The sequence below is a fragment of the Flavobacterium sp. XGLA_31 genome, from assembly GCF_051547105.1.
Classification (GTDB): domain Bacteria; phylum Bacteroidota; class Bacteroidia; order Flavobacteriales; family Flavobacteriaceae; genus Flavobacterium.
In genome coordinates this window covers 1-13,407 of the sequence record NZ_JBPTTM010000009.1, presented here as the reverse complement: position 1 = coordinate 13,407, position 13,407 = coordinate 1, and the positions used below count along the sequence as shown (strand labels likewise).

Genomic DNA, 13,407 nt, shown 5'->3' with positions numbered 1-13,407 from the left:
ATTTAGCTTTACGGCTGTTAAATGTCAAAATTAAATGAAAGCAACCATCACCATGCTATTGGCATTCATCTTCAGTATGAATGTAAATGCACAAATTGATACTCAAAAAAGATTTCAATCGGATACCCGCAAGTATTATGTTTGGAACAGTGAGTTTGAAAAATATGAACTGAAAGAGACGGAATATGAAAACTCCGTTATAGATATTCGTGAAATTGGTTCCAAAACCAATGGGTATATCGTCATCAGTATGGTAGATAACGGAGAGGTGCGTTTGCACCACGGCTCAATTTACCAATTCAGACAAGACAGTGATGAAGAAGGGACTTGGCTACTTAAATCTAAATTTATGCGGGCTAAAATCACCTATAATCCCAAAGAAAACACCATTACCTATTTATACGACGGTGATGATAAACGTTATAGTAAACTCATGATTTTTTATGTCAAAGCCGATAATAAACCGCAGGCCAGCTTAAAAAATGTAGTTACTACTGAGTAAACTTTTCTGCAAATGACTTGTTGTAAGGTTGCTGATTGTTACCTTTGCCAAAAATAAAAATTACAGCATGTCAAATCAATATTTAGGATATCATTTTTCTGTAGAGCCCAAAGAATTGGGGTCGGAGATTTTGATTGCCGAACTGGGAGAAAAACCTTTTGAGAGTTTTATTGAAACCGATAATGGTTTTGTAGCTTATATACAGAAAGATCTCTGGACAGAAGATATTCTTCATGACATTTACTTGCTGAACTCTCCCGAATTCCAAATTTCATATACTATTGAAGAAATAGACCAAGTGAATTGGAATGAAGAATGGGAGAAAAACTTTGAACCCATTGATGTAGACGGAAAATGCCATGTTCGCGCCCCTTTTCATCCTAAGACGGAGGCCGAATTTGATATAGTTATCGAACCCAAAATGAGTTTCGGAACCGGACATCATGAGACTACCCATATGATGATTCAGCATTTGTTGGAAACAGATGTTACAAATCTGAAAACCCTGGATATGGGTTGCGGTACTGCTATTCTTGCTATTTTGGCCGAAATGAAAGGCGCTCAACCGATAGATGCTATTGACATTGACAACTGGTGTTACCTGAACTCTATTGAAAATGCTGAACGTAATGATTGTCATGCCATCAGCGTTTATGAAGGCGATGCCTCATTACTAAAAGGTAAAAGTTACGACTTAATCATTGCCAATATTAACCGCAACATCCTATTAAACGACATGCAGCACTATGTGGATTGTTTGAACCAAAACGGTATCCTGTTGCTTAGCGGATTTTATACCGAAGACATTCCGTTTATTGATGCCTGCTGCACGGAGAAAGGGTTAACGTATGTTAAAAAATTCGAAAGAAACAATTGGGTTTCATTGAAATATGTAAATTAGCAGCCTTAAAAAAGACTTGCTGAAGCAGTTAATACCATGAGTACCATAGAAAAAATTCAGGAAGATGTTCTGGTAGCAGAACAAGTAGGAATTAACAATGAAATTGTATTGTATAATGACGATGTCAACACTTTCGACCACGTCATTGATACCTTAATTCGCGTTTGCCAACACAGTTCGGAGCAGGCAGAACAATGCGCCATTTTAGTTCATTACAAAGGAAAATGCACTGTAAAAACAGGCGTATACGATGAATTGAAACCGCAATGTACCCAGTTATTGGAAGCCGGTTTGAGTGCGGAAATCGTTTAATTAAATTTCCAGTCAAACTCGTCGTTATCGTTAATGATAGCGCCTATTTCCACCCGAATCACTTCTCCAAACTCGGCCTGTAAGATGAGCCAATTGCTTTCGTTAAAATGATTTTCAGTACTGTCAAAATCTTCCTGTTCCCAGGATTTAAAGGGTAACTCGGTTTTGATTTTCTCCAGATTTTCGCCTATAATCTTTTTGTCTAACAATGTTGCTTCGCTATTTGAAGTGATGATGTATCCTAAACGGAAGTCTTCATCTTCGTAGAAGGTTAGCCGAAGTTTTGGGCTGTTATATAGATAAATAATATTGCCGTCTTCGTCTTTGAACTGTTTATTGGGTGTGCCATATCGTTTTTCGACATCATTTTGTTTCATACCGAACAGTAATTGATCGATGCCGTTTTTGGGATTTATTTTCATGGTGTACCTTGTATTAATTGGTCCTGCAAAGGTAATTGATTTATAAAAAAAACTCCGGATACTCCATTTATAAAGCCGGATGCTCCATTTATACAACGGAATATGCTATTTAGCCTTTGCTGTGTTAGAAATGAACGGTTGGATTAGTATTCAAAAAGACCGAACTCGCTCTTGATGGTGAGTTTTTTGGTTTCGGAAGCTTCTACCCTGCCTACTATTTGAGCCTGAACGCCAAAAGAATCTGAAATAGCCATAATGTCTTGTGCGATTTCATTGGGCACATACAATTCCATTCGGTGGCCACAGTTGAATACCTGATACATTTCTTTCCAATCGGTTTTGGATTCTTGTTGTATCAGTTTAAACAATGGCGGAACCGGGAAGAGATTGTCTTTGATAATGTGCAGGTTATCAATAAAATGAAGTATTTTAGTTTGCGCTCCACCGGAACAATGTACCATCCCGTGAATATCATTTGGTGTATACTTTTGCAGTATGGCTTTGATAATCGGCGCGTAGGTTCTGGTGGGTGACAGGACTAATTTTCCGGCATCTATAGGCGCGTTTTCGACGGCATCGGTCAGTTTGGTATGGCCCGAGTAGACTAAGTCATTCGGCACTGAGGCATCAAAACTTTCCGGATATTTTTCGGCCAGATATTTGGCAAAGACATCGTGACGTGCTGATGTCAGTCCGTTGCTGCCCATTCCTCCGTTGTATTCTTTTTCATATTTGGCCTGACCGAATGAAGCCAAACCTACAATGACATCGCCTGCTTTTATATTGCTATTGTCTACCACATCAGCGCGTTTCATACGGGCTGTCACGGTGGAATCAACAATGATGGTCCGTACCAAGTCGCCCACATCAGCGGTTTCACCGCCGGTGGAATGTATGGTAACGCCAAAGTCTTTCAGCTCTGCAATGAGTTCTTCCGTTCCGTTGATAATAGCCGAAAGCACTTCACCTGGTATGCGGTTTTTGTTTCTGCCAATCGTGGAGGAAAGCATGATATTATCGACTGCCCCCACGCAGAGCAGGTCATCGATGTTCATAATCAAAGCATCCTGGGCTATGCCTTTCCACACGGAAATATCTCCGGTTTCTTTCCAATATACATAAGCCAAAGAGGATTTGGTTCCGGCGCCGTCGGCGTGCATGATGAGACAATAGTCGTCGTCATTGGTTAAATAATCAGGAACGATTTTGCAGAAAGCTTTGGGAAATAAACCTTTATCGATGTTTTTGATGGCGTTGTGCACATCTTCTTTGGAAGCCGAAACTCCACGTAGATTGTAGCGTTGACTGTTATCAGAACTCATTTGTTGTGTTGTGTTGTTGTGCGGCAAAGATAGTAATTTGAATTGTGAATTTTGAATTGTAAATGGTGAATTACTTTTCCAAAATCAAAATCTCCACGCGGCGGTTCTCGTCTTCTTCCTGAGCCGTTTTTTCGGGGATGGGATGAATCGGACGCGAAGTTCCGTATCCTTTGTAAGTCATGCGCTTTTTATCAATTTTATTTCGAATAAGGTACATGTAAATCGCACGGGCACGTGCTACAGATACGTCATTGATATCGAAAACTTTTTGACAACAGATGTGCCCCTGAATTTCAATCTTCAGCTTGGGGTTTTCTTCTAAGGCGCAGAGAAGTTCTATGAGTGTGGGTTGTGACTTGGGGACTATTCGTGCCGAATTATTAAAAAAATAAATATTAGGCAGTTTAATCAACTCACCTACTTTGGCGTTTTTGATTTTATCAGTCAGTTCGGACTGAATGGGCGGTTTGATTTCGTTGTAAAAGACAGTCACTTTGCGATTTTCCGCCTGGATTTTGGATTGTTTGAATTCTTTTCCGAATGCTTCGCGTATCAAGTCCGGATTTATTTTGAGGCCGCTTTTTCCGAGTAAGGCGAGAACGTTGTCAATGCGTCTTTCAGCCAGTTTTTTGTTGTAATCCTTGGTATCGATGCTATCGCAATAGCCTTGGATCTTTACAATTTCGATGGTCTTGTTTTTGGCCAGCCATTCGTTGTACTCTAAAATTGATTTTTCGTTGGGGAAATCTTTATTGAAATCAAAAAACACCTCAAACTGCTGTTGCCCAAAACTTTTTAGGCCCAAAAGAAGTAACACTATGAGGATTTTTGATTTCATTTATTTGTTTACAATTAAAATTTCCACTCTGCGATTGGCCGCGCGTTCTTTTTCATTTCGCTCCGGGACCTTGTATATGGGGTCGTTGCTTCCAAAACCTTTGAACGACAGTCTGTTTACTTTAATGCCGTGATTCGTTAAATATTTAAGAATCACTAAAGCCCTTCTGTAGGATAACTTGGTATCCATGGGGTTTGGGTTGCAGCAAATATGCCCGTGTATTTCGATTATCAGTTTCGGATTATCTAACATAATTTGGAGCAATTCTTCTAAAAGAGGCTTTGATTGTTCCATTATTTTCTCAGAATTAAAATAGAAACTGATGTGATTTATTCTGATCAAATCGCCTTTTTTGGCCTTTGCGAATTTTTGTTCCAACGTTGCTTTTTCCTCCGCTACCCGTTCATCCAATTTGATAAAACTTTCCTCTTCATCTTTAGGTGGGTTCAAAGTCTCTTTTCTATTCGGTATTGCATAAAAAATTTCAACTTTCCGGTTTTCATTTTGATTTTTTGACAGCTTGAAATCTTTTCCAAGCGCTTTTAATTCTATACTATCCTTAATTTTGACGTGCTGTTTTCTCAACCAATCCAACATCGTATTGATTCTGCGTTGGGCCAAATCTTTGTTGTACTCGCGGTTGTCAACACTATCACAATAGCCAATCATCCTGACCACCTCGATATCGGGATTTGCTGTTATCCACCCGTTGATTTCCGCCTCTGATTTTATAGTGGGCCAATCCTTATTGAAATCAAAAAAAACCTGAAACTTTTGTTGACTCATTGCTTTGACGCTTGTCAATAAAAGGAGTACTAATGTTAACGGTTTCATTAATTATCGACAATTAAAATTTCAACCCTGCGATTGGCAGCGCGTTCTTTTTCATCTTTTTCGGGCAACGGGTATATGGGTTGGGTGCTACCAAACCCTTTGTAGGATAAACGACCGGGATAAATATCATTAGCCACCAAAAAATTGTAAACCGCTTTGGCTCTTTGCGTAGATAAATCCAGTCTGTCTGTAGGCATGCAACATAGGTGGCCCTGAATTTCAATTTTAAGGAATGGATTTTTTTGCAACACCAACAAGAGTTCATACATTTTTCCACGCGATTCGGGCACGATGGCAAAGGTGTTGATGATAAAATTGAGGTTTTCCATTTTCAGTTTTTCTCCTTTTTTGGCCTCTCCTATTTTTTTCATAAAAGCCCGGTCAAGTTTAAACTCTGAAGTGCTGCCATTAGGATTTTCAAAAACCAGTTTTTCAGGGTATTCTATCTCTGGTTTTACTTCGGTTGATTGCACAGCGCTTGGTTCAGGCTGTTGAGCGACCGGTTCCGGTTTTATCCCGAGAATTTCGTTCTCGCGAACGAGGTCCTTCTCCAGAATATAATAAATGATGACGCGACGGTTTTCCGCTTTTTTTTTGGATTGTGTAAAGCTTTCCCCAAAGCTTCTGGTTTTAAAATCTTCTCTGATTTTGATTTGGTCTTTGACCGAATTGAAAATAGTGTTGACTCTTTTTTGAGCTAAAGTATCGTTGAAACCATTAGTTCCATCTTCATCGGTAAAGCCGTGAATGGCAACAATTTTGTTGTTCTTGTTTTCGGCAATCCAATGGACAAACCGTTGTTTTTCTTTGACAGTGAGGTCGGATTTATTACTATCAAAATAAACGGTAAATTGTTCTTGGGCATAAAAAACATTTACACAAAAAAGGGTCAAAAGCAAAACTAAAACAGGTTTCATAGGCTTGGGAAATACTACCGAAAGTTACATAAAAATAATATCTTATTCCTTGATTTTCAAAAGTTCGTAATAAAACTTTTTCTACATTTGTAAATAAAACTTTATTAAATGAAAAAACTATTACTCTTTACTTTTTTAACTCTTTCACTTACAGTGCGTTCTCAATCGCTCATTCAGTCTGTGAATTCAGGCAGTATTATTGCTTCGGGTTCTTCTGTATCCGTAGGTGAAATTGTGGTGGTGCCCCAGAATCAAATGCAGTCCAGCAGCGGTCTGATTGGAATTTTGGCACAAACTCAAGCCCAATTAGAGGTTCCACAACTGGAATTAAGTCAAAAAATCAAGGTATTCCCCAACCCCACTATGGCTTCGGTTTACTTTGAAACCGACAACAATTTGACGGATGAATCCATTTCAATTTACAATATGACCGGACAATTCGTTTCACAAAAAAAGATTACCAACGGAAACTCATTGGATTTATCGGATCTGTCTTCAGGGGTTTACCTGATTCAATTTGCCAACAAAAACATTACTTCTTTTAAAATAATCAAACGCTAACATGAAAAAACTATTCCTATTATCTGTCCTTCTTATTTCCTTAGTCACTTTTGCTCAAGTGCCACAAGGTATTTCTTATCAAGCCATTGCACTGAACGGCTCCGGAAGTCCGGTGGTTAGTTCAAACGTGAGAGTAAAACTATCCATACTGGACAACACCGCTTCAGGTACTGTTTTGTATTCGGAAACTCAGGTTAAAACTACCAATGCACAAGGGTTGTTTAATTTAATTATTGGACAAGGAACTTTGGTATCAGGTGCTTTTAATACCATCAACTGGGGGACCAACTCTAAATTTTTAAAAGTAGAGATGGATGCCACCGGAGGTACTAACTATGCCTTAGTTGGAACTACCCAGTTGCTTTCAGTTCCTTATGCTTTGGCAGCAGATAGTTTGGTGACTTCAGCTGGGGAAGGGATTACCTTGGTTTCGCCTAACGGGACGCCTTATCAGCTGACGGTAAATGACAGCGGGCAGTTGTCATTGCCAACTTCGGGAGTCACCGGTACTGTGCCTAATTCTTTATACATGTATGGCAGCTTTAATAGTTTTAATGCTTCAACTGCATTATTAATGACTCCTTTATTATATAATGGAGGTGTTACGGTAAGAGGCTATAAATATTTGACTGCAGGTACACAAATCAAGTTCCTGTCCGGTAATGATGCCGGTGCTACTGTATACGGAGTTAATTCAAGTTTGAATTTAACCTTAAACGGAAGTGCTTATACAGTTCCCTCGAATGGTTTTTATTATATTCTTTTTAGTGATTATGAAGCTCCTGTTAATTCTATTTCTGAATATAATTTTAGCGCAGATTCAATTGCAGCAACTTTGTATCTTGAGAACACAGGAAATAATATTAATGCCACGTACAATGTTGGCACCAATACTTTTTCATTCACTGTAAACGGAGTAACTAATACTACCGGTAGTTTTATATTTCTATTTAATAGTTTTCTAGGAGGATATGGCGATAACTTGTCTGATGGTACTATTGAGGCGGGAGGAACCTCCATTGTATTTCCAAACGTAACTTCAACTCCTAAAAACTTTCGGGTGGATTTGACTATAAACTTCAACGGTTCCGGTACGTACACTATTACACAAATTCCTTAATTCAAACTTATAGAAATAACAAAAAACCCGCTCAATGAGCGGGTTTTTTTTATTTGTGACTATTGCATTAACGTGTAAACAATAATTCTCTGTATTTGGTCAGTGTCCAAATCTCGTCATCAACCAACAATTCCAATTTATCACAATGTTCGCGGATCACTTCAAAATAAGGTTTTACCTTATCGCAATACGCTTCCGCCATTTTTTGAGCATCAGTCAGGACATTGGCTTTTTTACGGGCTTCGGTCATCGCTTCTACATTAGAATTGATTCCTTCGATGTGTAATGAAATTTCTTTGATTAGTGAAATTTGCTCTTTGGCAATTTTCTCAAAATCTTTTCCAAAGATTTCTTTCAAACCGCGTACGTTTTCTATTAAGGTGTTTTGATAACGAATGGCTGTCGGAATGACGTGATTACGGGCAATATCTCCCAATACTCTTCCTTCAATTTGAATTTTCTTAGTGTATTCTTCCAACTCAATTTCGTAACGTGCTTCCACTTCTACATGGTTCATTACATTTAAATCTTCGAATAACTCCAATGCTTTTTTAGATACTTTTGCTTTCAAAGCAGCCGGAGTCGTTTTGTGATTGCTCAAACCACGCTTTTTAGCTTCTTTTTCCCAAGCCTCACTGTACCCGTCGCCTTCAAAAAGGATGTTTTTGGTATCCTTGATGTATTCTCTCAACACGTTGAAGATGGCTTCATCTTTTTTGAGTCCTTTTTTGTCAATTAAAGCATCTACTTCCGCTTTGAATGCTTTCAATTGTTTGGCAACGATGGAATTCAAAGTGGTCATGGCATTAGCACAGTTCGCTGAAGACCCCACGGCTCTGAACTCAAATTTATTTCCGGTGAAAGCAAAAGGAGAGGTTCTGTTTCTATCGGTATTATCCAACATGACGTCCGGAATTTTACCCACGACATTCAATTTCAAATCGGTTTTTTCTTCAGGAGACAATTTTCCTTTGGAAACCCCTTCTAATTCGGCCAATACCTTGGTTAATTGTTCTCCGATAAAAACAGAAATAATAGCCGGAGGCGCTTCATTTGCTCCTAATCGGTGATCGTTACTGGCTGTGGCAATGGCTGCACGCAACAATTCTTCGTATTCCTGAACGGCCTTGATGGTATTGATAAAGAAAGACAAGAATTGTAAATTACTCATCGGTGTCTTGCTTGGAGACAACAAGTTTACTCCGGTATCCGTAGCCAAAGACCAGTTATTGTGTTTCCCCGAACCATTCACCCCTTTGAAAGGCTTTTCATGAAACAATACTTTGAAATCATGACGCTCCCCTACTTTTGACATCACATCCATCAATAGGGAATTATGGTCAACGGCCAAATTCGTTTCTTCGAAGATTGGTGCTAATTCAAATTGATTCGGAGCTACTTCGTTGTGACGTGTTTTCACCGGAATACCCAACAACATACATTCCTCTTCCAATTCTCTCATATAATTCAACGCACGAGACGGAATAGAACCGAAGTAATGATCGTCTAATTGTTGTCCTTTAGCGGAAGTATGTCCCAATAGCGTTCTGCCGGTCATCAATAAATCGGGACGGGAATTGGCCAAAGAAGCATCCACCAAGAAATATTCCTGTTCCCATCCTAAAGTGGCGGTAACTTTTTTAACGTTTTTATCAAAATATTTACACACTTCAGTCGCTGCTTCATCAACAGCATTTAAAGCCCGTAATAATGGTGTTTTATAATCTAAAGCTTCACCGGTATACGAAATAAATACCGTTGGTATACATAAGGTTGTTCCGAAAATAAAAGCGGGTGACGTTGGATCCCAGGCTGTATATCCTCTCGCTTCGAACGTATTTCTGATTCCTCCGTTCGGAAACGATGAAGCATCCGGTTCTTGTTGTACCAATTGGCCACCGCCAAACTTTTCAACCGGGTCGGAACCATCATAGGATGTCTCAAAAAAAGCATCATGCTTTTCGGCTGTGGTACCTGTCAAAGGCTGAAACCAGTGCGTGTAGTGCGTAACCCCTTTGGATACTGCCCACTCTTTCATTCCCATAGCAATATAATCGGCCAGCTTTCTGTCAATTTTAGTTCCATACTGCATCGCATCTTTCACTCCTTTATAAGCATCCGCAGTTAAATACTGCTTCATGGCTTTGTCATTGAAAACATTGGCTCCGAAAAGAACTGATTTTCTATCAGCTTCTTCAAATTTTACAGGCTTTCTGCCCGATGCATCTTTTAATGCTTGAAAACGTAAAGTTGACATAAATGATGATTTTAAAAGTTATACCCCTAACAATTTGATGCAAATATACTATTTTTTACATTTAAAAATAATTAACCCCTATTTTTTTAAAGGGTACAATCAAAAAATAAACAGATTAAACAAACATTACCTTGTCTTATTTAATAGTTAAATAAATAATCACACAAAATACAATACTCTATATTTGTAAACATCAAAATATACTACCATGACTGTTTGGATCTTATTTATCGCTGCGATTTTATTGTTTCTTGCTCTGGATTTGGGTGTTTTTAACAAAAACCCTCATGTCATCAAACCTAAAGAGGCCGGAATTTGGACCGGAATTTGGGTAACCCTTTCTTTTTTGTTTGCCGGAGTCATCAACTGGTTATACAGTAATGGTTATATGGCCAATCCCACAGCAATAAAACCGGCAGTGGCCACCATGAAGTACATCACCGGTTATCTTATTGAGTTATCCTTGAGTATCGACAATATTTTTATAATCGCGGTTATTTTTGCTTCATTTAAAATCCCTCAAAAATACCAACACCGGGTTTTGTTCTGGGGAATCATCGGCGCTATTGTTTTCAGAGGCCTCATGATCTTCTTTGGAGTGATTCTGATTAATAAGTTCAGTTGGATGACCTATTTGTTTGGCGCCTTTTTATTGTTTACCGCATTCAAAATGTTGTTCAAAAAAGAAGAGGAAGAATTTAATCCTAAAAAATCATTTGTTTACAGAAATCTGAGAAAAATCATGCCGGTGACCAGTCATGCCGATGGAGAACATTTTTTCGTAAAAAGAAAACACATCACCGCAGCCACGCCTCTCTTTGTTGCATTAATCGTAATTGAAGTTATGGATATGCTATTCGCATTAGACAGTGTTCCGGCAATTTTAGCGATAACAGCAGACCCTTTTTTAGTATTTAGTTCGAATATTTTTGCCATACTCGGACTGCGTTCTATGTATTTCTTTTTGGCTAATATGCTGGAGAAGTTCAGTTATTTGGAATACAGTTTGATTGCCATACTTTCCTTTGTAGGCGTTAAAATGCTCGTTGTACATTATTATAAATTCCCGGAGTGGATTTCACTCAGTTTTATTGCTTTATCCTTAGCCGTCGGCATTATCATCTCCATTCGCAAAAGCAAAACTGAAGAATAATTCCACTACCGGTTTTAAATGACAAGGCTCATAAATTCCAAATTGCAACCATAAAAAAGCCCCTCCATATGGAGGGGCTTTTATTTTACAGTGTTAATCTCTAAGAATTATCTTTTAACAACTCTAAGTGTTTTCACTACTTCTCCCTGAGTTACAATTACATTGTAAACTCCGGATGGATAGCGATTACCTATCATAACTTCGGTTGACTCACTAGGATTCATATCTCGAGTTTCAATCAACCTTCCAAGCATGTCATAGATTGCAACAACAACCTTATCATTACTTGCTGTAGTCAAACTTAAGTTGAAGTTATCAGTATACGGATTAGGGTAAACTTTAACATCCAATTTCTCAACAGCTGTTGAAGTTTTTCCGGCTGCAACCACTGTTGTAAGTCCGCTTGTTTGAGACTTAGTCACTAACGGAGCAGTTGTACCAACCAAAACTCTACAACCGTCATACCCTCTGTTGATAGCGTCAACAGCAGCATTAACCTGACTGCAATTTAATGGACTGATATTTTCTCCTCCCAGAGCTTTATTTGCCAATACAAACAGATTACCGGCAGTAGCACCTCCATGAGCGTTCAAGTAGTCAATTACCGGTTGTGATATCGTAAACACTTGTTCTGTACCCGGAACAGCAACATGTGAACCACATGTTGTAGTTGCTGCAGTTACAAATACCGGAGTTAATTCATAAGCACCTAAATCCTCATTCAACTGACTGTTGAAGAACATGGTCATCGTTTGAGCTAACAATACATTATTAATTCTACCATAATTTGTAGCAAATGGTGAAGTGTAGGTTAACGGATCACTGTCTGTCCAAGTAGACAACATTGAGAATGTTGAGAAGCCTACTAATGGTCTTGGTGTTTTACCTCCAGGTAACATTTTGAAGATATTGTTACTTACAATGTCTGCTAAAGTTAATCTGAAGTAATTTCCTGTAGTAGTACTACCGAAATTATAGGTACCTCCTACACCATTCATAGCATTCAACATAATGTTTTTGGCGTTAGTAGTATTTCCTTCCGGAGTACATGCCGCACCATTTACATTTCCATAATAACCCTGAGTATAAGTACAGAAACCACAACTTTGCACTTCAAATCTAGCCGTACAAGAACCGGTTTGACAACCATCGGTTACTGTGAAAGTAATCGTAATGGACTGTCCCGGTTGAGGAAGTATAAATTGAGTCAAGTCAGTTGATACCGCACCCGGACATCCTCCTGTATGATCGAACTCCCCTTTCCATTCTTCAAATAAAGAAGCGGCATCTTCTCCACATACTGCTATTTTATTTCCTGGGCAAACAACCACAAGCTCAGCAGCTTTATTAACTGTAAAGGTTCTTGTTTCTTCAACAATCTGACATTTGTCATTAACTGTATAAACAACAGTAGTAGTACCTCCTATACATAAATCCGGCGCAACAGGTTGGCCATAATTACCCTGAGGATCACATCCACCGCTTACGCTAAACTCACTTAACCACTCCGCGAAGGCTACATCTAATGATGCTTGGTCAGAATATGCACAAGCCGGTACCGTTGCATCAGTAGGAGCAACCACTGCAAGAGTAGCAGGAGCCGTTACCGTAAACGTACGGGTTACTGAACCGCTGTAACATTTATCCGTTACAGTATAAGTTACCGTAGTAGTACCTCCGGTACACAACACCGGCGCTACAGGTTCACCATACTCTCCTTTAGGAGTACAACCACCACTTACGCTGAAGCCGTTCAAGAACGCAGCAAACGCAGCATTAACAGCCGCTTGATCAGCATAAGCACAAGCCGAAGCCGAAGCATTATCAGGCGCAGTCGTAATTACTTCTGCAGGAGCAGTCACCGTGAAGGTACGGGTTACTGAACCACTATAACATTTATCAGTTACGTTATACGTCACGCTGGTCGTTCCACCTTGACATAAAGTCGGTGCTACCGGAGTACCGGCAAAGCTTCCTTGAGGATCACAACCACCACTTACACTGAAGCCGTTTAAGAAGGCAGCAAACGCAGCATCTACATCCGCCTGGTCTGCATAAGCACAAGCTGAAGCTGAAGCATTAGCCGGTGCGTTTGTTGTTACCTCTGCAGGAGCAGTTACGGTGAAGGTACGGGTTACTGAACCACTATAACATTTATCCGTTACGTTATACGTCACGCTGGTAGTTCCACCTTGACATAAAATCGGTGCTACCGGAGTACCGGCAAAGCTGCCTTGCGGAGCACAACCACCACTTACACTGAAGCCG

At 39.4% G+C, this 13,407-nt stretch carries 13 protein-coding genes; 6 read left to right on the top strand and 7 right to left on the bottom strand.

Annotated elements, in window-relative coordinates; genetic code table 11:
• Positions 1-34 precede the first annotated feature (34 nt).
• From ACSVH6_RS12810 to ACSVH6_RS12800, 3 genes are all read left to right on the top strand, one after another.
• Entirely contained in the window at positions 35-502 is a 468-nt protein-coding gene (locus ACSVH6_RS12810; RefSeq protein WP_438079120.1) for a hypothetical protein, read from the top strand.
• A gap of 67 nt (positions 503-569) precedes the next feature.
• Positions 570-1,403: a 50S ribosomal protein L11 methyltransferase gene (gene prmA / locus ACSVH6_RS12805; protein ID WP_438079119.1), complete on the top strand. Its 834-nt coding sequence runs from the start codon at positions 570-572 to the stop codon at positions 1,401-1,403.
• Between the two features lie 36 nt (positions 1,404-1,439).
• Entirely contained in the window at positions 1,440-1,715 is a 276-nt protein-coding gene (locus tag ACSVH6_RS12800) for an ATP-dependent Clp protease adaptor ClpS (RefSeq protein WP_438079117.1), read from the top strand.
• Here the strand turns inward: ACSVH6_RS12800 and ACSVH6_RS12795 are convergent.
• The 5 genes from ACSVH6_RS12795 to ACSVH6_RS12775 form a co-directional block, all read right to left on the bottom strand.
• Positions 1,712-2,137 (bottom strand): hypothetical protein, encoded by a 426-nt coding sequence (locus tag ACSVH6_RS12795; RefSeq protein WP_438079115.1) that lies wholly within the window; start codon positions 2,135-2,137, stop codon positions 1,712-1,714. The two genes, ACSVH6_RS12800 and ACSVH6_RS12795, sit on opposite strands and share 4 nt — an antisense overlap.
• A gap of 143 nt (positions 2,138-2,280) precedes the next feature.
• Positions 2,281-3,459: an AIR synthase related protein gene (locus ACSVH6_RS12790; protein WP_438079114.1), complete on the bottom strand. Its 1,179-nt coding sequence runs from the start codon at positions 3,457-3,459 to the stop codon at positions 2,281-2,283.
• A 70-nt stretch (positions 3,460-3,529) separates the two neighbouring features.
• On the bottom strand, positions 3,530-4,297 hold the full coding sequence (locus tag ACSVH6_RS12785) for an OmpA family protein (RefSeq protein WP_438079112.1): 768 nt from the start codon (positions 4,295-4,297) through the stop codon (positions 3,530-3,532).
• The gene (locus tag ACSVH6_RS12780; protein ID WP_438079110.1) at positions 4,298-5,083 is read right to left on the bottom strand and encodes an OmpA family protein; all 786 of its coding nucleotides are present in this window, start codon (positions 5,081-5,083) and stop codon (positions 4,298-4,300) included.
• 47 nt (positions 5,084-5,130) lie between these two features.
• Entirely contained in the window at positions 5,131-6,048 is a 918-nt protein-coding gene (locus ACSVH6_RS12775) for an OmpA family protein (RefSeq protein ID WP_438079108.1), read from the bottom strand.
• Between the two features lie 108 nt (positions 6,049-6,156).
• Between ACSVH6_RS12775 and ACSVH6_RS12770 the strand changes: the two genes are divergently transcribed.
• Positions 6,157-6,609: a T9SS type A sorting domain-containing protein gene (locus tag ACSVH6_RS12770; protein WP_438079106.1), complete on the top strand. Its 453-nt coding sequence runs from the start codon at positions 6,157-6,159 to the stop codon at positions 6,607-6,609.
• Between the two features lies 1 nt (position 6,610).
• Positions 6,611-7,729, top strand: a complete 1,119-nt coding sequence (locus ACSVH6_RS12765; RefSeq protein WP_438079104.1) for a hypothetical protein — start codon at positions 6,611-6,613, stop codon at positions 7,727-7,729.
• A 67-nt stretch (positions 7,730-7,796) separates the two neighbouring features.
• Here ACSVH6_RS12765 and ACSVH6_RS12760 read toward each other — a convergent pair whose 3' ends face one another.
• Complete coding sequence (locus tag ACSVH6_RS12760) at positions 7,797-9,986, bottom strand: glutamine synthetase III family protein (RefSeq protein WP_438079102.1); 2,190 nt, start codon at positions 9,984-9,986, stop codon at positions 7,797-7,799.
• A 208-nt stretch (positions 9,987-10,194) separates the two neighbouring features.
• Between ACSVH6_RS12760 and ACSVH6_RS12755 the strand changes: the two genes are divergently transcribed.
• On the top strand, positions 10,195-11,139 hold the full coding sequence (locus ACSVH6_RS12755) for a TerC family protein (protein ID WP_438079100.1): 945 nt from the start codon (positions 10,195-10,197) through the stop codon (positions 11,137-11,139).
• Positions 11,140-11,246: 107 nt separating this feature from the next.
• On the opposite strand, the gene ACSVH6_RS12750 is transcribed toward ACSVH6_RS12755, so the two are convergent.
• Positions 11,247-13,407 (bottom strand): T9SS type A sorting domain-containing protein (locus tag ACSVH6_RS12750; RefSeq protein ID WP_438079098.1); only part of this gene is annotated, 2,161 nt, incomplete at its 5' end.